This window comes from Streptomyces sp. NPDC059247, assembly GCF_042754005.1.
Taxonomy (GTDB): domain Bacteria; phylum Actinomycetota; class Actinomycetes; order Streptomycetales; family Streptomycetaceae; genus Streptomyces.
The window spans coordinates 215,629-235,752 of record NZ_JBHYZW010000011.1; the positions used below are offsets into that span (position 1 = coordinate 215,629).

General features: G+C 73.7%; 17 protein-coding genes. 12 read left to right on the forward strand and 5 right to left on the reverse strand.

All coding sequences use genetic code 11. The annotated features are described in order from the left end of the window. Positions 1-27 precede the first annotated feature (27 nt). The 10 genes from ACFXGN_RS21360 (at position 28) to ACFXGN_RS21405 (ending at position 12,209) form a co-directional block, all read left to right on the forward strand. The gene (locus ACFXGN_RS21360; protein WP_384861384.1) at positions 28-708 is read left to right on the forward strand and encodes a PH domain-containing protein; all 681 of its coding nucleotides are present in this window, start codon (positions 28-30) and stop codon (positions 706-708) included. Positions 709-850: 142 nt separating this feature from the next. Next, complete coding sequence (locus ACFXGN_RS21365; RefSeq protein WP_384861387.1) at positions 851-1,222, forward strand: DUF1508 domain-containing protein; 372 nt, start codon at positions 851-853, stop codon at positions 1,220-1,222. A gap of 78 nt (positions 1,223-1,300) precedes the next feature. Then, positions 1,301-2,344: a phosphate ABC transporter permease subunit PstC gene (gene pstC / locus ACFXGN_RS21370; RefSeq protein WP_384861389.1), complete on the forward strand. Its 1,044-nt coding sequence runs from the start codon at positions 1,301-1,303 to the stop codon at positions 2,342-2,344. A gap of 24 nt (positions 2,345-2,368) precedes the next feature. Beyond that, positions 2,369-3,616, forward strand: a complete 1,248-nt coding sequence (gene pstA / locus ACFXGN_RS21375; RefSeq protein ID WP_384861392.1) for a phosphate ABC transporter permease PstA — start codon at positions 2,369-2,371, stop codon at positions 3,614-3,616. A gap of 25 nt (positions 3,617-3,641) precedes the next feature. Continuing rightward, positions 3,642-5,432 (forward strand): phosphate ABC transporter substrate-binding protein PstS, encoded by a 1,791-nt coding sequence (gene pstS, locus ACFXGN_RS21380; RefSeq protein WP_384861394.1) that lies wholly within the window; start codon positions 3,642-3,644, stop codon positions 5,430-5,432. Then, positions 5,429-8,044 (forward strand): hypothetical protein, encoded by a 2,616-nt coding sequence (locus ACFXGN_RS21385; RefSeq protein WP_384861397.1) that lies wholly within the window; start codon positions 5,429-5,431, stop codon positions 8,042-8,044. Before pstS ends, ACFXGN_RS21385 begins: the two co-directional genes overlap by 4 nt. Positions 8,045-8,178: 134 nt before the next feature. Beyond that, complete coding sequence (locus ACFXGN_RS21390; RefSeq protein ID WP_384861400.1) at positions 8,179-9,150, forward strand: hypothetical protein; 972 nt, start codon at positions 8,179-8,181, stop codon at positions 9,148-9,150. Between the two features lie 98 nt (positions 9,151-9,248). Further along, on the forward strand, positions 9,249-10,475 hold the full coding sequence (locus ACFXGN_RS21395; protein ID WP_384861403.1) for a hypothetical protein: 1,227 nt from the start codon (positions 9,249-9,251) through the stop codon (positions 10,473-10,475). Next, positions 10,472-11,347 carry a class E sortase gene (locus ACFXGN_RS21400; RefSeq protein WP_384861405.1) on the forward strand — a complete coding sequence of 292 codons (876 nt, stop codon included), beginning with the start codon at positions 10,472-10,474 and terminating at the stop codon, positions 11,345-11,347. The genes ACFXGN_RS21395 and ACFXGN_RS21400 overlap by 4 nt, the downstream gene beginning before the upstream one ends. A gap of 55 nt (positions 11,348-11,402) precedes the next feature. Then, positions 11,403-12,209: a phosphate ABC transporter ATP-binding protein gene (locus tag ACFXGN_RS21405; RefSeq protein ID WP_384861443.1), complete on the forward strand. Its 807-nt coding sequence runs from the start codon at positions 11,403-11,405 to the stop codon at positions 12,207-12,209. 109 nt (positions 12,210-12,318) lie between these two features. On the opposite strand, the gene ACFXGN_RS21410 is transcribed toward ACFXGN_RS21405, so the two are convergent. From ACFXGN_RS21410 to ACFXGN_RS21420, 3 genes are all read right to left on the reverse strand, one after another. Further along, positions 12,319-13,971 carry a phospho-sugar mutase gene (locus tag ACFXGN_RS21410; RefSeq protein WP_384861407.1) on the reverse strand — a complete coding sequence of 551 codons (1,653 nt, stop codon included), beginning with the start codon at positions 13,969-13,971 and terminating at the stop codon, positions 12,319-12,321. Between the two features lie 329 nt (positions 13,972-14,300). Then, positions 14,301-15,104 (reverse strand): purine-nucleoside phosphorylase, encoded by an 804-nt coding sequence (locus tag ACFXGN_RS21415; protein WP_384861411.1) that lies wholly within the window; start codon positions 15,102-15,104, stop codon positions 14,301-14,303. A 188-nt stretch (positions 15,105-15,292) separates the two neighbouring features. Beyond that, positions 15,293-15,730, reverse strand: coding sequence for a gamma-glutamylcyclotransferase (locus ACFXGN_RS21420; RefSeq protein ID WP_366445571.1), 438 nt, complete (start codon positions 15,728-15,730; stop codon positions 15,293-15,295). Positions 15,731-16,106: 376 nt separating this feature from the next. Here ACFXGN_RS21420 and ACFXGN_RS21425 point away from each other — a divergent pair, with 376 nt between their 5' ends. Then, the gene (locus ACFXGN_RS21425; protein ID WP_384861414.1) at positions 16,107-17,546 is read left to right on the forward strand and encodes an NAD(P)H-quinone dehydrogenase; all 1,440 of its coding nucleotides are present in this window, start codon (positions 16,107-16,109) and stop codon (positions 17,544-17,546) included. Positions 17,547-17,783: 237 nt separating this feature from the next. Beyond that, complete coding sequence (locus tag ACFXGN_RS21430) at positions 17,784-18,707, forward strand: DeoR/GlpR family DNA-binding transcription regulator (protein WP_384861445.1); 924 nt, start codon at positions 17,784-17,786, stop codon at positions 18,705-18,707. 300 nt (positions 18,708-19,007) lie between these two features. On the opposite strand, the gene ACFXGN_RS21435 is transcribed toward ACFXGN_RS21430, so the two are convergent. Beyond that, a complete protein-coding gene (locus ACFXGN_RS21435) occupies positions 19,008-19,553 on the reverse strand; it encodes a TetR/AcrR family transcriptional regulator (protein WP_384861417.1) in 546 nt (181 codons plus the stop codon). A gap of 82 nt (positions 19,554-19,635) precedes the next feature. Continuing rightward, a partial coding sequence (locus tag ACFXGN_RS21440; protein WP_384861419.1) for a biotin/lipoyl-containing protein occupies positions 19,636-20,124 on the reverse strand: 489 nt, incomplete at its 5' end.

The following is a 20,124-nucleotide window of genomic DNA, read 5'->3' on the forward strand; positions in this document are numbered from 1 at the left end:
TCGCCGCGCTGAGGCAGAATCGGCGGCATGACGACCCCCGAGCCGACCCCCGAGCCCCGCCGCCCCGAGCCGCGCCGGGAGCCGAACCAGGAGAAGCCGTCCGCCTCCGCCGACCAGGTGTTCCGCTCACCCCTCGGCATCGCGAGCGGGGTCTTCCTGCTGCTCCTCACCACCTTCTTCGCCGGTGACTCCATGATCCGCGGCGAGGGCCGGTCGCCCTGGTTCGCGCTCGCCGGGCTCGTCCTCGTCGTTCCGCTGATCGTGGCGTTCACGATCCGGCCCCTCGTCCGCGCGAACGACGACCGGCTCCGCATCCGCAACCCCTTCCGGTCGATCACCCTGCCCTGGGCGCGGGTCGCCGACATCCGGGCCGGATACTCCAGCGAGGTCTTCGCCCAGGACGGCACCAAGTACCAGCTGTGGGCGGTGCCCGTCTCGCTGCGCCAGCGCAAGAAGGCCGCCCGCCGGGCCATGCGCGCCTCCCAGGACGACCCGCACGGGCGGACCTCCACCTCCGCCGACGTGCGGGACCGGAGCGCGCGGACCGCGCCCACCGACCAGACCGTCGCCGATCTGCGCGAGATGGCCTCCCGGCACGCCGGTGCCCCCGGGGCGCGGGGCGAGGTCACGGTGCGCTGGGCGTACGAGATCATCGGCCCCGCCGTGGCCGGACTGCTGCTCCTGATCGTCCTGTTTTCGACGGGCTGACCGGTTCCCGCCCCCGATCCGGGGCCGCCGGTGTCCTAGGGGCAACGGCACGGTGAAGCGTGCCACCCGGAAATGGTTTATCTCCCAACCGTCACGCGCGTCTCAATAGATTGCCCCTGCCGAGACTGTGGGGGTGGGGGCGATGACCAAGGACACCGGTGTGTCCGGAACGCGCTGTCTGGTCGACCTGGGGGCCGACGGACGCTACGGGTGGCGGCTCGTCGCCCAGAACGGAAGGGTCGTCGCGCGGTCGGGGGGCTGCTACGACGACCACGCCGGATGCCGGGCGGCCTTCGCCGCCCTGTGCGCCGGACACACCGCCCTGGCCGGCGGAGTGCAGCACACCCCGGGCGGCAACGGCTGGGTCTGGCTGCTGCGCGACGCCGAAGGCCGTACCGCCGCCCTCTCCGGACGCTCCTACGAGCGCCATTCCACCTGCCGCAGCGCCTATGCGCGGTTCCGCGCGCTGATCGCCGAAGAAGGCCCCAGATGGGCCTCAACAGCCCTTCGGTGAACGAAAGTTGCCCCGCGCACGCCCCTCGTTCACATGGTGTGGCGGACCAGTCCACCCGGCGGGACTTACGTCCTCACCGTGACGACCGAGACCCTTGACCCACCGCACGGCAGACGGCCGTCCGGCAGCCCGGCGGAACCACCGCCCGACACGCCGAGACGGCTGCACGCCGACCCCGGCCTTCCCGACCGGGTCTTCCGCACCGTCGCCCGCACCGGCGGCGGCCTCGTCCTCGCGGTCATGCTCCTCGTCGGCGGCTTCCTGCTCCACCGGGCCTGGCAGGCGCTCGACCGCGCCGGACCCTCCTTCCTCACCACCGAGAACTGGGAACCCGACGGCGGGCGCTTCGGCATCGCCGCCGTCCTCCTCGGCACCGTCCTCATCGCCCTCGTCGCGATCACCGTGGCCGTGCCGCTCGCCACCGGAGCCGCGCTCTACATCTCCGAGTACGCCCCGCCCCGGCTGCGCCGCACCCTGATCTCCACCGTCGACCTGATGGCCGCCGTGCCCTCCGTCGTCTACGGGCTGTGGGGCGTCTTCTGGCTGGAGGAATCGATCCTGCCGACCGCCCGCTGGATCGCCGCCCACCTCGGCTGGATCCCCTTCCTCCGGGTCGACGGCGCCGACCCCGACGACCCGCTCGCCCCGCCCACCGTCTACACCTCGTCGACCTTCGTCGCCGGACTCGTCGTCGCCATGATGGTCGCGCCGATCATCTGCTCGATCATGCGCGAGGTCTTCTCCCAGGCACCGGCCGGAGAACGCGAGGGCGCCTACGCGCTCGGCGCCACCCGCTGGGGCATGATCCGCAGCGTCGTCCTGCCCTTCGGCAAGGGCGGCATGATCGGCGGCACCATGCTCGGCCTCGGCCGCGCCCTCGGCGAGACCATCGCCGTCTACATGGTCATCTCGCAGGTCTTCACCATCCAGTGGCACGTCCTGCAGACCGGCACCAGCTCGGTGTCCTCCCTCATCGCCCTGCGCTACGGCGAAGCCACGCCCTTCGGCATGTCCGCCCTGATGGCGGCGGGCTTCGCCCTCTTCGTCATGACCCTGATCGTCAACTTCGCCGCCTCGTCCATCGTCGCCCGCAGCCGCTCCGGCGCCACCAGCGACGCGTAGCTCCCCAAGGGGGACCCCACCGACATGACCATCGCCCCGGAGCGGCCGGCACCGAGCCCGCCCGCCGAGCAGGCCCCGCCACCCGGCCCCGAACACCGGCGGACCACCGGCGGCGCCCGCGCCTCCGACGTGTACGCCGTGCTCGGCGCCGCCGCCGCCTCGCTCGCCCTGACCTGGCTGCTCTTCGCCCGCCTGCTGCCCTTCAGCGGCACCGTCGGCGCCGTCCTCGTCGCGTACGTCCTCTTCCTCGGGCTCTACGCGCTGCTCGTCTCCTTCGACGAGGACGGCCCCGCCGTACGGGACCGGATCGCGGGCGCCGTCGTGCGCAGCTTCGGGCTGCTCCTCCTCGCCGTCCTCGTCTTCGTCGTCGCCTTCACCCTCTGGGAGGGCCGCGCGGCCCTCGTCCACCTCAACTTCTTCACCCAGGACATGAGCCTCGCGGGACCGCTCGAACCCCTCGACGTCGGCGGCGTCCTGCACGCCGTCGTCGGCACCCTCGAACAGGTCGGCATCGCGCTCGCGCTCACCGTGCCCGCCGGCATCGTCTGCGCGGTCTTCCTCAACGAGGTGCCCGGCGCCTTCGCCCGCCTCGTCCGTACGATCGTCGAGGCCATGACGGCCCTGCCCTCGATCGTCGCGGGCCTCTTCGTCTACGCCACCGTCATCCTGGGCCTCGGCATGGAGCGCTCCGGCTTCGCCGCCTCGCTCGCCCTCTCCGTGATGATGCTGCCGATCATCATCCGCGCCTCCGACGTCGTCATCCGGCTGGTCCCCGGCACCCTGCGGGAGGCCTCGTACGCCATGGGGTCCTCGCGCTGGCGGACCGTCTGGCACGTCGTCCTGCCGACCGCTCGCTCCGGACTCACCACGGCCGTCATCCTCGGCACCGCGCGCGGGGTCGGGGAGACCTCCCCGGTGCTGCTGACCGCCGGGTTCACCGCCGAACTGAACGCCCTGCCGACCTCCGGCGCCCAGGTCTCCCTGCCGCTCGCCACCTTCGAGCTCGTCAAGTCACCCGAACCGAACATGATCGCCCGCGGCTTCGGCACCGCCGCCGTCCTCATGCTGCTCGTGCTGCTGCTCTTCGTCCTCGCCCGGATCGCGGGCGGACGCGGCCCGGGACAGCTGACGAAGCGCCAGGAGCGGCGCCGGGCCCTCGCGTCCCGGCGGGACGCCGCCCGCCAGGACGCCGCCCGCACCGGCGCGGGGGCCTTCGCCGCCGGGCCGTCCGCCCGCCCGGACCGATCCGCAGAACCGAGGAGCACGCCGTGAGAACCGCAGAACCGAGGAGCACGCCGTGAGAACCGCCGTCCAGCCCGTCCGCATCCTGCTGGGCCTCGCCACCGCGCTCAGCGCGGTGCTCGCCCTGCTCGTCGGGCCGCCCGCCGCGCAGGCCGCCGGATACACCAAGATCACCGGCTCCGGCTCCACCTGGAGCTCCAACGCCGTCGAGCAGTGGCGCCGCAACATCGGCGCCAACATCGGCCTGACCGTCAACTTCAACGCCAACGGCTCCTCCCAGGGCCGCGAGCAGTTCAAGAACGGCACCGTCGACTTCGCCGTCTCCGAGATCCCGTACGGCCTCAAGGACGGCAACGCCACCGATGTGCCGCCGGGCCGCGGCTACGCGTACATGCCGATCGTCGCGGGCGGCACCGCCTTCATGTACAACCTGCGGATCAGCGGCCGTCAGGTCACCAACCTGCGGCTCTCGGGACCCGTCCTGGCGAAGATCTTCACCGGCGAGCTGACCATGTGGAACGCGCCCGAGATCAAGGCCGACAACCCCGGTCTGCTCCTCCCGGCCCGCCGCATCGTGCCCGTCGTGCGCTCCGACGGCTCGGGCACCACCGCCCAGTTCACCACCTGGCTCGCCAAGGAGCAGAGCGGGGTCTGGAACGACTACTGCCGCCGCGCCGGACGCCAGACGCCCTGCGGCATGACCTCGTACTTCCCCGTGGTGCCCGGCACGACCACCGTCGCCAAGTCCGGCTCGCTCGGCGTCTCCGCGCACGTCCGCCAGCCGCAGGGCGAGGGCGCCATCACCTACGTCGAGTACTCGTACGCGATGAACGCGCACTTCCCCGTCGCCAAGATCCTCAACTCCGCCGGGTACTACGTCGAGCCGACCGCCTCCAGCGTCGCCGTCGCCCTGCTCCGGGCCCGGATCGACGACGACAAGAACTCCACCGACTACCTCACCCAGATCCTCGACGGCGTCTACCGCACCACCGACCGGCGCGGCTACCCGCTCTCCAGCTACAGCTACATGGTCGTCCCCACCAGCGAGGCGGCCCCGCACACCCGGGACAAGGGCCGCTCGCTCGGCACCTTCGCCCGCTACTTCCTCTGCGAGGGCCAGCAGCAGGCCGAGGAACTCGGCTACTCGCCGCTGCCCAGGAACCTCGTCCAGGCGGGCTTCGAGCAGATCCGCCGGATACCCGGCGCGCCCACCGGCGCCGTGGACCTGTCCGACTGCCGCAACCCCACCTTCTCGGCGGACGGCACCAACACCCTCGCCAAGAACGCGCCGATGCCCAAGGACTGCGACAAGCGCGGCGCGACCCAGTGCGCCGACGGAACCGGCGGCGCGCGCGGCAACGACACCCCGGTGAACAACGGCGGCTCCCACGGCGGTACGTCCTCGGGCGGTGCGACCGGCGGTTCGACCGGCGGGACCACCGGCGGCGGTCCGACCGGCGGCGGCTCCGGCTCCTCCTCGGGCGGTGCGACCGGCGGCGCCGACGGCGGTACGTCCTCCGGCGGGACGACCGGCGGCGGTACGGCGGCCTCCGGCGGGACGACCGGCTCGGGCGGCGCCACCGGCGCCACCGGCGGCGGGGTGGACCCCGACACCGGGCAGGCGCTCGGCAACGGTGGCGGCGCCGACGGCGGCGGCACCGGCACCGGCCAGGACGGCGGCGGCATCGTCGCCACCCCGGTCACCCTCGCCGCCGACACCGGAGGCGGTCTGCGCGGCCTGCTCATGGCCCTCTCCGCCCTCCTGCTCCTCGCCACGGTCGTCGCGCCCCCGCTCGTCGGCCGCGTCCTCGCCGCCCGCGCCGAACGCACCGGAGGCACCCGATGAAGAGCCCGCGCACGAAGAGCCAGTGCGGGAAGAGCCCGCGCACGGAGAACCCCCGCACGGAGAGTCCGAGAGGGAAGAGCCCGCGCGGGAAGGCCGCCCGCACCCGGGCGGCGGGGCTCGGCGCGCTGCTCGCCGCCGTCGTCCTCGCCCTGCTCCCGCTGCCCCCGGGCGGCACCGCCGCCGCCGCCACCGGCCCCGCCGGGAACTCGGCGGCGACCAAGCGCGGCACGAAGGGCCCGTACGACGACTTCTCCGGCCTCGAAGTGACCGTCCACCAGACGCGGGACCTCCGGGCCCAGGGCCTCAAGGTCACCTGGCGGGGCGGGACCCCCACCCAGGGGCGCAAGAGCGACTACCTCCAGATCATGCAGTGCTGGGGCGACGACCCCGCCGGACCGAAGCGCGAGCAGTGCCAGTTCGGCGGCGCCGCCACCAGCGGCGGCAACTTCGGCACCCACATCGCCCGGCGCGAACTCCTCGTCGGCACCGACCCGCTGGAGAAGGAGTACGACGAGCTGATCCCCAGCCCGGAGTACCCGGGCCAGAAGACCAGCCCCTTCGTGCCGTTCCGGCCGGTGTCCGGGCCGCCCACGAAGAAGACCACCGACTGGACCTACTTCGGCCCCGGCGACACCAACGAGGAGTTCTTCGCCGCCACCCAGCCCGACGGCACCGGCGAGGTGGCCTTCAACCTCCAGACCACCCGGGAGGCCCCCCACCTCGGCTGCGGCGACCCCCTCGGCACCGGCACCGACGTCAGGGGGCGCCGCTGCTGGCTCGTGGTCGTCCCCCGGGGCTCCCACGACCCCGACGGCTCCACCGGCGTCGACCACCGGCCCAACACCTCCCCGTTCACCACCACCAACTGGGACCGCCGGATCGTCTTCCCGCTCGACTTCCTGCCGGTCCGCGAACCCTGCCCCACGGACCGCACCGAACGGCGCATGACCGGCTCCGAACTCGTCACCGACGCCGTCACCTCCTGGCAGTCGGCGCTCTGCGCCACCGGCACCACCCGCTTCACCTTCTCCCAGCGCGGCGAGGAACTGGCCCGGGGCAACCTCACCCGGCCGACCGCCACCACCCCGGGACTCGCCTTCACCGTCGAACCCGTCGAGGGCGGCGAGAAGGCGGGCTTCGTCCACGCCCCGGTCGCCGTCAGCGGACTCACCGTCGGCGTCTTCTGGGAGGCGAGCGGCATCGGACTCGTCCGCGACCTGAGGCTGAGCCCGCGCCTCCTGGCGAAACTGCTCACCTCCTCGTACCCGCTCGACGTCCGCTACCTCACCTACGACCGGCCCGCGCCCGAGCACCTCAAGGGCAACCCGGACTCCCTCGTCCGCGACCCCGAGTTCCTGGAACTCAACCCCGCGTTCGCCCGCTCCCCGCAGGCACCCCAGGTCTACCCCGGCGGGATCCTGCTCTCCGCCGAGCGCTCCGACGCCACCAAGGTCGTCTGGGACTATCTGCGCGCGAACGCCGAATCCCGCGCCTTCCTGGAAGGGCGGCCGGACCCCTGGGGAATGAAGGTCAATCCCCACTTCAAGGACCTCGGACTCGTCACCGACGGTTCCTATGAATTCCCGAAGGCCGACCCCACCGAGACCGAGATAAAGGTCGGCGAGAAAAGCATCACCTACGGGGCGATCGACCGTTCCCCGTACGCCGTCGACCTCCACGACGCGGCCCGCTGGGTCCGGCGCGGCACCAACAACGCCAAGTACGAGGCCCTCGACGACCCCACCGCGGCGGGCGGACTGAAACTCTCGGGCCCCGAGTACCTCCCCGGCGAGCGGCGCGCCTACGGACTCACCGACGCCGCCTCCGCCGTCCGCTACCAGCTCCAGGTCGCCGCCCTGCCCAACGCCGACGGCACCTACGTCCGGCCCACCACCACCTCCCTGCTCGCGGCGGTCGGCCAGTACAAGGACTCCGCCGTCCCCGGCGTCCTCGCCGCCGACCCCGCCCGCACCCGGGGCGACGCCTACCCGCTCACCGTGGTGACCTACGCCGCCGCCTCCACCAAGCTGCCCGCCGACGCCCGCCGGGACTACGCGCGTGTGCTCCGGTACGCGGCGGGACCGGGCCAGAAACAGGGCACCGCGCCCGGCGAACTGCCCTACGGCTACGCCCCGCTGCCTCAGAAGCTGCGGACCCTGGCCGCGTCGGCGGCCGACCGCCTCGAACGCGGTGCCCCCACCGCCCCCGGCACCTCCGGCGGCTCCACGTCCGGCGGCTCCACCGGCACGGGCGGCTCGGACTCCGGCGCCATCGGCACGGGCGGCACGACCGGCTCCACCGGCACCTCCGGCGGCTCCACCACGGGCACCTCCGGCGCCGCCGGCGGCCCCGTGACCCCGTCCTCCGCCGCCCCGCCCCCGGCCGCCACCACCGGCGGCGGCAGCACCTCCGGCACCCCGGGGGAGCACCTCGCGGGCACCGGCAGCACCCCCTCCGAGGTCCTCGGAGCCATCCGCTGGGTCCTCCTCGCCGTCCTCGTCGCGGGCGGCCTCGCGGGCGTCGCGGGACCCGTGGTCCTCGGCCTCGCGGGACGCCGCCGAATTCCCTCGGATTCACCTAGGACAGGAATTCGTAACCTGAAGAGCGGCTGAACGTGGTGGTCGCGGGAGACGCCCGTACGGAATTGTTGTCCCCGGCAGGTCGACGGACCGGCCGGATAAAGAAGAATCCGGATTCTGCTTGTGCGTCCATTCCATGGCATCCGTTTCCACGGAGGAGATCAGAAGTGAACGTCAAGTCCCGCGCCCGTGTCGTCGCCGCCCTCGGCACGGCCGCCCTCGGCCTCGGTTTCCTGGCGGCCCCCGCCCAGGCCGATCCCAACCCGGTCACCCAGTACCGCACCCTCGCGGGTGTCGGCTCCGACACCACCCAGGACGTCGTGAACGGCCTCGGCAACGTCATCACCAACGCCATCGGCCAGAAGACCGTCGCCTCCTGGGACGCCACCGGCTCCGCGAGCATCAAGACCAAGGCGACCGGCTGTGACCTGGCCCGTCCCAACGGTTCCTCCGCGGGCATCGACGCCCTGCGCAACGCCGTGGACACCAACTCCGGCTGCCTCGACTTCGCCCGCTCCTCCCGGGGCCCGGCCGATGTCTCCACCACGGACCTGACCTGGATCCCCTTCGCCAAGGACGCGGTCTCCTGGGCCAAGCGCTCCGACAGCGCGCTGCCCGCCGACCTGACGGTGGCCCAGCTCAAGGGCATCTACGAGTGCACCCTCACGTCCCTCAACGGCGTGGCGCTCACCCCGGTCCTGCCGCAGTCCAACTCCGGCACCCGTCAGTTCTTCCTCGCCTCCATCGGCGTCACCGCGCCCGGCGCCTGCGTCCAGCAGGGCGTCCAGGAGAACGACGGCACCGTCCTCGACACCGTCGGCGACATCGCCCCCTACTCCGTGGCCCAGTACACCGCGCAGGAGAAGCTCGTCGTCACGGACCGGCGCGGTGCCGCCGTCCTCGGCTCCATCGGCTCCGTCGCGCCCCGCAACGCCGACAAGACGCTGAACCTCTCCTTCCCCTTCACCCGTGACGTCTACAACGTCGTCCCGACCGCCAAGCTCGGGAACACCACGATCGCCCAGACCTTCGTCGGCTCGACGTCCAAGGTCTGCGCCGCCTCCACCACGATCGCCAACTACGGCTTCGGCACCCTCGGCACCGCCTGCGGCGCCACCACCGTCACCGGCGAGCGCTGATCACCACCGCTTCCTGACCGCACACCGGCCGGGCACCCCCCAGGTGCCCGGCCCCACGGCGTACCCGATCCGACACCGACTCCCCCGGGGGACCCCGCATGAACCGCCCCGCACCACTCCGACCGCCCGTGGCCCTGCTCGCCGCGCTCGCCCTGCTCTGCGGCGCCCTGGCCGCCGTCCTCGCGCTGGCCGCCCCCGCCAAGGCGGTCACCGTGCACGGCACGTTCACCCTCAAGGGGGGCTCGGGCTCGACCACCGCCAAGCCCTTCGCCACCGGGGTCACCACCCCGGCCGCCTGCCCCGCCCCGGCCGACCCCGCCAAGCCCTACGTCAAGGCCCTGCTCGCCGTCGTCAGCCCCGACAACCGCGAACAGACCGTCAACCTGGCCGTCACCACCACCGGCGACCCGCTCAGCACCGGCCCCTTCACCCGCGCCTTCGACACCGCCGTCGACTACGGCACCCTCCAGGACCGGCTCCTCGAACTGCGCGGCGGCGGCCCCGTCGACGGCCGCTACGAACTGCGCCTGGCCTGCCGCACCGCGCACGGCGCCGAGTCCGACGACTACTTCTCCGCGATGATCGAGGTCACCGGCACCACCTGGACCCCCGTCGCCCAGCTGACCACCGTCACCGAGGTCGTCTCCGACCCCGCCGCCCCCACCGTCGGCGGCCGGGCCAGGATCGTCGCCACCGTGCAGCCCAAGGAAGCCGCCGGGACGGTCAGCTTCCAGAAGTTCGTCAACGAGGAACTCATCGACATCGCCACCGTCGACGTCGTCGCGGGCAAGGCGGAAACCACCCTCACCGGACTCACCCTGACCGGTCCCGAAGGACTGCCCGTCCTGGCCACCTTCACCCCCACCACCCCCGAGGCCCACACCGGCTCCTTCTTCGTCTTCACCCTGTACGTCCACGAGGCCACCGCGAGCCCCACCGGCCCCACCCCCACCGGGACGGGCACCCCCACCCCCACCGGCACCGCGACCAGCACCGAGAGCCCCACCGGCACGCCCACCGAGAGCCCCACCGACGAGCCGACCGACGAGCCGACCGACACCCCCGGGCCCACCGGCACCGACACCCCGCCGCCCACCGCGACCGACGGCACCGGCACCACCGGCGGCGACGGCACCACCGGCGGCTCCGGCGACGGCACCACCGGCGGCTCCTCCGGCGGCACCGGCACCCACGGCGGCGGCTCCCTCGCCGCCACCGGAGCCACCACCGCCGCCTCCGCCGCCCTCGGCTCCCTCGCCCTCTGCCTCCTCGGCGCCGCCGCCGTCGTACACGCCCGCCGCCGCAAGGACGGCGCCCGCCCGTGACCACCGCACCGCCCCCCACCGCCCCCCGCGCCGGGCTCGCCCTGGCCGGGGCGGCGCTGTGCGTCCTCGCCGCCCTCCTCATCGGCTTCGCCGCCAACCTCACCGTCGTCGGCCACCTCCAGCACGCCCGCGACCAGTCCACCGGCTACGACGACCTGCGCGAGCAACTCGCCCTCGGCACCGCCCCGGTGGGCCAGCTCACCTACGACGGCAAACCCCTCGCCCCCGGCGCCCCCGTCGCCCTCCTGCGCGTCCCCGCCCTCGGCCTGCGCGAGGTCGTCACCGAAGGCACCACCTCCCAGGTCCTCATGTCCGGACCCGGCCACCGCCGCGACACCGCCCTGCCCGGCCAGGCCGGAGCCAGCGTGATCATGGGCCGCCGATGGGGCTACGGCAGCCCCTTCAACGACGTCCACCGCCTCCCACCCGGCGCCCGCGTCCAGCTCACCACCGGCCAGGGCGAGTCCGTGTACGAGGTCACCGGCGTCCGCCGCCCCGGCGACCCCAACCCGGCCGCCCTCCGCCCCGGCGAAGGACGCCTCACCCTGACGACCGCGAGCGGCGGCGCCTACACCCCCGAGGACGTCGTCCGCGTCGACGCCCGCCTCCTCACCACCGCCCTGCCCAGCCCGCCCCGGCCGCTGCGCCCCGGCTGGATCACCGCCGCCGAGAAGCCCCTCGCGGGCGACCCCGACGCCTGGCCCCGGATCTTCCTCGGCACCCAGGCCCTCCTCCTCGCCGCCCTGCTCACCGTCCTCGCCCGCCGCCGCTGGGGCGCCCGCCAGACCTGGGTCACCGCCGTGCCCGTCCTCGTGGCGCTCGGCGTCCTCGTCTCCGGCGAACTGACCCGGCTCCTCCCCAACCTCCTCTGAGACCCGTGGAGTCCACACCGTGACCGACCTCGCCGACACCGTCACCCTGCCGCCCGTGCCCGCCACGGGAGCGGCGGCCCCCTCCCGGGCCGCCGCCCTCGAAGCCGAGGCCGTCTCGGCCTGGTTCGGCGACCGCAAGGTCCTCGACCGGGTCTCCCTCGCCATGCCCGCCCGCGAGGTCACCGCCCTGATCGGCCCCTCCGGCTGCGGCAAGTCCACGTTCCTGCGCATCCTCAACCGGATGCACGAACTCACCGGCACCGCCTCCCTCGCGGGCCGGGTCCTCCTCGACGGCGCCGACATCTACGACCGGGGCCGCCGCATCACCCACGCCCGCCGCGAGATCGGCATGGTCTTCCAGAAGCCCAACCCGTTCCCCGCGATGTCCCTCCACGAGAACGTCCTCGCCGGTCTGAAGCTCGGCGGCGTCCGCGCCGACAAGGAGACCAGGGACGCCCTCGTCGAGGAGTGCCTCACCAAGGCGGGGCTCTGGCGCGAGGTCAAGGACCGGCTGCGGCAGCCCGGCGGGGCGCTCTCCGGCGGCCAGCAGCAGCGCCTGTGCATCGCCCGCTCGCTCGCCGTCCGCCCCCGCGTCCTGCTCATGGACGAGCCCTGCTCCGCCCTCGACCCCACCTCCACCCGGCGCGTCGAGGAGACCATCGCCGAGCTGAAGTCCGAGGTCACCGTCGTCATCGTCACCCACAACATGCAGCAGGCGGCCCGGGTCTCCGACTCCTGCGCCTTCTTCCTCGCCGAACAGGGCACCCCCGGCGTCATCGTCGAACACGGCCCCACGGAAAGGGTCTTCGGCTCCCCTGCCGACCCCCGGACCGCCGACTACGTCAACGGCCGCTTCGGCTGACCCGCCCCGCCCCGGGCCGCCGGGACCGCCGGGGCGCGCGCCCCGGCGGACATGCCGGAGGGCCGGTGGGAAGCGCGCTCCCACCGGCCCTCCGTCCGTACCGCCCGGGTCAGAGCCCGGCAGCCGCCGACAGGTCCCGCTTGACCGAGGCCAGCAGCTCCGCCGCCTTCGCACGGGCCGGTACGAGGCCGTCCGCCGACGCGACCGGCACCACGACCTCCAGGTAGCACTTCAGCTTGGGCTCCGTACCGCTCGGGCGGACGATCACCCGGGCCCGGTAGGCGCCCTCCAGGTGGTAGCGCAGGCCGTCCGTCGGCGGCAGCGCCTCCGTGCCCTTGGCCAGGTCCTCCGCCGAGACCACCGTCAGACCCGCGAGCGAGACCGGCGGGCGCTCGCGCAGCGCGGCCATCGCGGCCGTGATGATCCCCAGGTCCTCGACCCGCACCGACAGCTGGTCCGTGGCGTGCAGCCCGTGCTCGACGGCCAGGTCGTCGAGCAGGTCGGACAGGGTCCGCCCCCGCTCCTTGAGGACCGAGGCCAGCTCGGTGACGAGCAGCGCCGCCGTGATGCCGTCCTTGTCGCGGACGCCGCCGGGGTCCACGCAGTAGCCGAGCGCCTCCTCGTAGCCGTACCGCAGGCCCTCGACGCGGGCGATCCACTTGAAGCCGGTCAGCGTCTCCTCGTAGCCGACGCCCGCCGCCTCCGCGATCCGGCCGAGCAGCGAGGAGGACACGATCGACTCGGCGAAGACGCCCGTGGCGCCCTTGGCCACCAGGTGCGCGGCGAGCAGCGCGCCCACCTCGTCGCCCCGGAGCATCCGCCAGCCGCCCTCGGCGGCGGCGTCCGGCACGGCCACCGCGCAGCGGTCGGCGTCCGGGTCGTTGGCGATGACCAGATCGGGGTCCACGGCGCGGGCCGCCTCGAAGGCGAGGTCCATCGCGCCCGGCTCCTCCGGATTGGGGAAGGCGACCGTCGGGAAGGCGGGGTCCGGCTCGGCCTGGGCGGCGACGAGCGCGGGCGGCGGGAAGCCGTGCCGGGCGAACGCGGCCGTCAGGACGTCCTTGCCGACGCCGTGCAGGGCCGTGTAGACGGTCCGCGCGGTCCGGGGGGACCCGGGGGTCAGGACGGCGTCCGTACGCTCCAGATAGGCGCCCAGGACCTCGTCGCCGAGGGTCTCCCAGCCGCCGTCCGGGCGGGGCACGTCGTGCAGCGAGCGGATCGCGGCGATCTCGGCGGCGATCTCCGCGTCGGCGGGCGGCACGATCTGCGAGCCGTCGCCCAGGTAGACCTTGTAGCCGTTGTCCCGGGGCGGATTGTGGCTGGCGGTCACCTCGACGCCCGCGACGGCGCCCAGGTGCCTTATGGCGAACGCCAGGACGGGTGTCGGCAGCGGCCGGGGGAGCAGCGCGGCGCGCAGCCCCGCGCCGGTCATCACGGCGGCGGTGTCGCGGGCGAAGTCGGCGGACTTGTAGCGGGCGTCGTAGCCGATGACGACGAGGCCGCCCTCCTGGCCCTGTGCCCTGAGGTACGCGGCGAGGCCCGCGGCGGCCCGGATGACCACGGAGCGGTTCATCCGCTGCGGTCCGGCGCCCAGCTCGCCCCGCAGCCCGGCGGTGCCGAACTGGAGGGTGCCCGAGAACCGGGCGGCCAGCTCGTCGGTCGCGCCGCCTTCGAGCAGCGCGGCCAGCTCGTCGCGGGTCTCCGGGTCGGGGTCCTCGGCGAGCCAGGCATGGGCCCGGGTGAGGAGATCGTCCTGCGTCACGGTGTGCCTTTCGGGGTGCGGGCGGGCGGCGGGGCCCCTTGCGGACGGGTGCGGGCGGGGTGCGGGGGTGCGGGTGCCGCCGAGCGGAGCCCTTCCCCGTCCGGCCCCCTCCCGTAACCGGTTCTCCGCCCCGGACCCCGCGCCCCGCGCCCCGCACGCCGGGCGGGGGCGGGTCCGTGCGGGCCCGGGAGCCGGTTCCCGGCCACGGGAAGGGCCGGGGCGGGCGGGGAGCCCGTGTGGCGGCCCCGTACCGGAGACCGGGTCACGGAGACCGGTCACGGAGACCGCGAGCGCCCCGGAGCCCGTCCGGCCCCGGGGCGCGGAGGGGATCAGATCCGGTCGAGGACCCGGGTGAGCAGCTCGCCCATCCGGGACGCCGAGTCACGGCCGGCCTGGAGGACCTCCTCGTGGTTCAGCGGCTCGCCCGAGAGACCGGCGGCGAGGTTGGTGACCAGGGAGATGCCCAGGACCTCGGCGCCCGCCTCGCGCGCGGCGATGGCCTCCAGGACCGTGGACATGCCGACGAGGTCGCCGCCCATGACGCGGACCATGTTGATCTCGGCCGGGGTCTCGTAGTGCGGCCCGGGGAACTGGACGTAGACGCCCTCCTCCAGGCTCTCGTCGACCTCCTTGCACAGCGCGCGCAGCCGGGGCGAGTACACGTCGGTGAGGTCCACGAAGCTCGCGCCGACGATCGGGGAGGCGGCCGTCAGGTTGATGTGGTCGCTGATCAGGACGGGCTGGCCGGGGCGCATTCCCTCGCGCAGTCCGCCGCAGCCGTTGGTGAGGACGACCGTGCCGCAGCCCGCGGCGACGGCGGTGCGCACGCCGTGGGCGACGGAGGCGACGCCCCGGCCCTCGTAGAAGTGGGTGCGGCCCAGGAAGAGCAGCGCGCGCTTCTCGCCGATCCGGTACGAGCGGACCGTGCCGCCGTGGCCCTGGACGGCGGGCGGCGGGAAGCCGGGCAGTTCGGTGACGGGGAACTCGGCCTCGGGCTCGCCGAGCGCCTCGGCGGCGGGTGCCCAGCCCGAGCCCATGACCAGGGCGACGTCGTGCTTCTCGGCACCGGTCAGCTCGCGCAGACGCGCGGCTGCGGCCTCGGCGGCCTCGTACGGGGTGGCAGTTGCGTTCACTGACTCTCTCGCCTCGGGGAGGGGGGTCCGAGGCGGGCCCCGGACGGATTTGTTACGCGCAGAAGCGTATCCGGAGATTGCCTACGCGCGTAGATGACGATGCCGACGGACATGGGATCGTTGTCTTGTCGTTTCCGACGAACGGCACGGAGGAGGAGGCGCCGGGGGTCTTCGGCGGTTCCCACACCTCAGCAGGGGCGCTTGCGCAGCTCCATCACGTAGTCGTGCGGGGCGCCCGCCGACTCGGCGGCGTCGGCGACCTCGCCGAGGTACCGCGCGGACGGCAGCCCGCCCTCGTAGCCGTTGAGGACGTACACCCAGACGGGCTCCTCGCCGTCCAGGGTGTGCACCCGGACCCGCATCCGCCGGTAGACGTCGAGGTTGACGCCCTCCCAGCGGTCCATGGAGTCCTCGTCCATCGGCGCGATGTCGTACAGCGCCACGAAGACCTGGGACCTGGGGGCCTCCACGATCGTCGCCAGCGCCCCCTCCCAGCCCATCTGCTCGCCGCCGAAGGTCAGCCGCCAGCCGTTGAGCCAGCCCGTGCCGCGCAGCGGGGAGTGCGGTGCGCGGCGGCTCATCAGCCGCGCGTCGAGGTTGCCGGCGAACGCGGCGTAGAGCGACATGGGACCGAGGGTACGGGAGGGGACGGGGTGTCCGTCGAAGCCCGGTGCGGCGGGGGCCGGTCCGGCCCGGCGGCCCGTGGGCGCGGCGGGCCGCGCCCCGTGCGCGGGGACGGCGCCGACCCGCCCGCGGGGAGGGCCGTGACCTGTCGGCGGAGGCGGTCCGGGCCCCTCGGCGGGGCGGCCGGGACCCCCGCTCGCGACCCCGTCGGCGGCTCGCCGCCGGGCCCGTGACCCTTCGGTACGGCCCCGGCGCGTCGCCCGGCCCGGGGTGCGCGACAATGGGTCACGCACTTGAAGCGTGCGGGACAATGGCGTACGCACTGCATCCCAGCGGGGGGACCCCCCGGCAGAACGAGAGCGCGAGGCGTAGATCCCAGTGACCCGGATCGTGATCATCGGCGGCGGACCCGGCGGATACGAGGCGGCCCTGGTGGGCGCCCAACTCGGCGCGGAGGTGACCGTCGTGGACTGCGACGGCCTCGGCGGCGCGTCCGTCCTGACCGACTGCGTCCCCTCCAAGACCCTGATCGCCACCGCTGAGGTGATGACCACCTTCGACTCCTCCTACGAGGAGCTGGGCATCATCGTCGCGGACGACACCCCCCACTTCGAGCGCCCCGCCCGGGTGGTCGGCGTCGACCTGGGCAAGGTCAACCGGCGGGTGAAGCGCCTGGCGCTCGCCCAGTCCCACGACATCACCGCCTCCGTCACCCGGGCCGGTGCCCGGGTGCTGCGCGGCCGTGGGCGGCTCTCCGGGCGGCAGGGGATGGACGGCTCCCGCCAGGTGGTCGTGACCGCCGCCGACGGCACCGAGGAGACGCTGACCGCCGACGCCGTCCTGATCGCGACGGGCGGCCACCCGCGCGAGGTCCCGGACGCCAAGCCGGACGGCGAGCGCATCCTGAACTGGACCCAGGTCTACGACCTCAAGGAGCTGCCCGAGGAGCTGATCGTGGTCGGCTCCGGTGTCACCGGCGCCGAGTTCGCCGGTGCCTACCAGGCGCTCGGCTCCCGGGTCACCCTGGTCTCCTCCCGCGACCGCGTGCTGCCGGGCGAGGACCCGGACGCGGCGGCCGTCCTGGAGGACGTCTTCCGGCGCCGGGGCATGAACGTCATGGCCCGCTCCCGCGCCGAGTCCGCCAAGCGGGTCGGCGACCGGGTCGAGGTCACCCTCTCGGACGGCCGGGTCATCTCCGGCACCCACTGCCTGATGGCCGTCGGCGCGATCCCGAACTCGGCGGGCATGGGCCTGGAGGAGGCCGGGGTCAAGCTGAAGGACTCCGGCCACATCTGGACCGACAAGGTCTCCCGCACCACCGCCCCCGGGGTGTACGCGGCCGGTGACGTCACCGGTGTCTTCGCGCTCGCCTCGGTGGCCGCCATGCAGGGCCGCATCGCGATGTACCACTTCCTGGGCGACGCGGTGGCCCCGCTGAACCTGAAGACGGTCTCGTCGAACGTCTTCACCGACCCCGAGATCGCCACCGTCGGCTACACGCAGGCGGACGTGGACGCCGGGAAGATCGACGCCAAGGTCGTGAAGCTGCCGCTGCTGCGCAATCCGCGCGCGAAGATGCAGGGCATCCGGGACGGCTTCGTGAAGATCTTCTGCCGTCCGGGCACCGGCATCGTCGTCGGCGGCTGTGTCGTCGCGCCGAAGGCGAGCGAGCTGATCCATCCGATCTCGATCGCGGTCGACAACAATCTGACCGTCGAACAGATCGCAAATGCTTTCACCGTGTACCCCTCCCTGTCGGGTTCGATCGCGGAAGTGGCACGGCAGTTGCAGACCCGGAAGAACGCGGACGAGGCGTAACACCGGCCGCCACCAGCGCTCCCGCCTGCGGGAACGATTCCCCGACCCGGACAACCCCCGGCAAGGCGGGGCATAGTCCTGGCACGGAGCACAGCACGGACGGGGTCTCCCATACCACTTGGGGGCCCCGTCCGTGCGTATCTTCCATAATTCGCGGTATACCGCTGCAAACTCTCGCCCGGTCGCGTTACTGTCAGTTTCGTGTTCGCTGCAGAACGTCGCCAGTTGATCCTCGAAATGGTGCGAGCCAATGGGGCCGTGTCGCTCCGCGAGCTCGCCCGCGTCGTCCAGACCTCGGAAGTGACCGTACGGAGAGACGTACGGGCACTGGAGGCAGAAGGACTCCTCGACCGCCGCCACGGCGGTGCGGTGTTGCCGGGCGGATTCACGCGAGAATCCGGCTTCCCGCAGAAATCCCATCTCGCCACCGCCGAGAAGACGGCCATCGCCGATGTCGCGGCGAGCCTCGTCGAAGAGGGCGAGGCCATCGTCGTCGGCGCCGGGACGACCACGCAGGAGCTGGCCCGCAGGCTCGCCCGCGTCCCCGGTCTGACCGTGGTCACCAACTCCCTGCTCGTCGCGCAGGCCCTCGCCCACGCCAACCGGGTCGAGGTCGTCATGACCGGGGGCACCCTGCGCGGCTCCAACTACGCCCTGGTGGGCAGCGGGGCCGAGCAGTCGCTCCAGGGCCTCCGGGTCTCCCGCGCCTTCCTCTCCGGCAGCGGACTGACCGCCGAGCGCGGCCTGTCCACGTCCAACATGCTCTCCGCGAGCGTGGACCGGGCCCTCGTCCAGGCGGCGGCCGAGGTGGTGGTCCTCGCCGACCACACCAAGCTCGGCGCCGACACCATGTTCCAGACGGTGCCCACGGACGTCATCACCCGGCTGGTCACCGACGAGCCGCCCGCCCACGACGACCGGGCCGCCACCGAGCTCCAGGCCCTCGCCGACCAGGGCGTGCAGATCGCCGTCGCGGGCACCGGAGCCGCGGGCGGACCGGGGGGCGAGCAGATCCCCCCCGGCGTCCGGCCCCGCCGTGACATGCCGCTCCCGGTCCAGCGCGGGCGCCTGGCGGCGGGTCAGTACCGGGGCCCGGGTGGCGGGATGGCCGCCGAGACGCTGGAGCGCACGGCGAGGGTCGCCGACATGCGGCGCCGCTGAGGGCACGGCCCGCCGCACTCCGGAGGGCCCTCCCCGGGGCCCCGGACACCGCCGCCGAGCCTCCGGCGACGAGGTCCGGGCACCTTCCGCCGGTGTCGGCACCCCGTCCGTGTCGGCGTGTCCTACCGGTGGGCGCCCGTGGGACGTCTGCGCGGCTCCCGTACCGGAGCCCGGACGTCCGTCCGGGTGCCCGAGCACAGTCGTCCGTGGCGGATTCCAGCCACCCGCGCGCCCCGGCCGGTCGTACGGTCCCGGTCCCGTCGGCGGGACGGCCCGGACCCGTCCGCCCCGGTCCGCCCCTCAGCCCTTGATGCCCCGCAGCGTCAGCGCGAGGAGACGGTCCGCCAGCTCCCCGTCCTCCGGCGCCTGTTCCGCCGCGAGCGCGATCGCGTTGGTCAGCTGCATCAGATCGCCGATCGACACATCGGCCCGCACCTGACCCGCCTCCCTGGCCCGTTCGAGCAGCCGCTCGCCCGCCGCGCGCAAGGGGTCGCTGCACCCCGCGAGCGCCGAACTCCGGTCGTGCGAGGCGGACATCAGCGCGTGCGCGAGCCCCCGGTACTCACCCGCGTACGCGACCAGCGCCCGCAGCCACTCCACCAGCGCCCGGCACGACTCCTCCGCCCCCGCCAGCTCCACCGAGCGCCGCAGCAGCGCGGCGAGGGCCTCCTGGAAGACCGCGTTCAACAGGTCGGCCCGGGTGGGGAAGTGGCGGTACAGGGTGCCGATGCCCACCCCCGCGCGGCGCGCGATCTCCTCCAGGGGCGCGTCGGCGCCCTGCTCGGCGAAGGCGCCACGGGCCTCGGTGAGCAGTCTCTCGTGATTGCGGCGTGCGTCGGCTCGCATGGTCTTTTGTCCGTCCTCCCCTCGACGAAGGGCCCGCAGGCGACTGCCTGCGGGCCCTTCGTACCGTACTCCGTACCGCGGATCAGTCCTTGATGTCGCAGATCGAGGCGCCCGAGGTGACCGACGCGCCGATCTCGGCGGTGAGGCCCTTCACGGTGCCGGAGCGGTGGGCGTTGAGGGGCTGCTCCATCTTCATGGCCTCCAGGACGACGATCAGATCGCCCTCCTTGACCTCCTGGCCCTCCTCGACCGCGACCTTCACGATCGTGCCCTGCATCGGGGACGCGAGAGTGTCGCCGGAGGCCGCCGGGCCGGACTTCTTCGCCGCCCGGCGCTTCGGCCTGGCACCCGCCGCCAGACCCGTACGGGCCAGCGTCATGCCCAGCGAGGACGGCAGCGAGACTTCGAGACGCTTCCCGCCGACCTCGACCACGATCGTCTCCCGGCCCGCCTCGTCCTCGTCGGCGTCCGCACCGGCCGGGGCGAAGGGCGGGATCTCGTTGACGAATTCGGTTTCGATCCAGCGGGTGTGGACGCGGAAGGGGTCGGCGGTGAAGTCGGGGTCGGTCAC

Excerpts from the sequence above, each read along its gene's own strand:
- ACFXGN_RS21360 (WP_384861384.1), top strand. The coding sequence starts at position 28 with ATGACGACCCCCGAGCCGACCCCCGAGCCCCGCCGCCCCGAGCCGCGC.
- ACFXGN_RS21365 (WP_384861387.1), top strand. The coding sequence starts at position 851 with ATGACCAAGGACACCGGTGTGTCCGGAACGCGCTGTCTGGTCGACCTG.
- pstA (WP_384861392.1), top strand. The coding sequence starts at position 2,369 with ATGACCATCGCCCCGGAGCGGCCGGCACCGAGCCCGCCCGCCGAGCAG.
- ACFXGN_RS21385 (WP_384861397.1), top strand. The coding sequence starts at position 5,429 with ATGAAGAGCCCGCGCACGAAGAGCCAGTGCGGGAAGAGCCCGCGCACG.
- ACFXGN_RS21395 (WP_384861403.1), top strand. The coding sequence starts at position 9,249 with ATGAACCGCCCCGCACCACTCCGACCGCCCGTGGCCCTGCTCGCCGCG.
- ACFXGN_RS21420 (WP_366445571.1), bottom strand. The coding sequence starts at position 15,730 with ATGTCGCTCTACGCCGCGTTCGCCGGCAACCTCGACGCGCGGCTGATG.
- ACFXGN_RS21430 (WP_384861445.1), top strand. The coding sequence starts at position 17,784 with ATGGTGCGAGCCAATGGGGCCGTGTCGCTCCGCGAGCTCGCCCGCGTC.
- ACFXGN_RS21435 (WP_384861417.1), bottom strand. The coding sequence starts at position 19,553 with ATGCGAGCCGACGCACGCCGCAATCACGAGAGACTGCTCACCGAGGCC.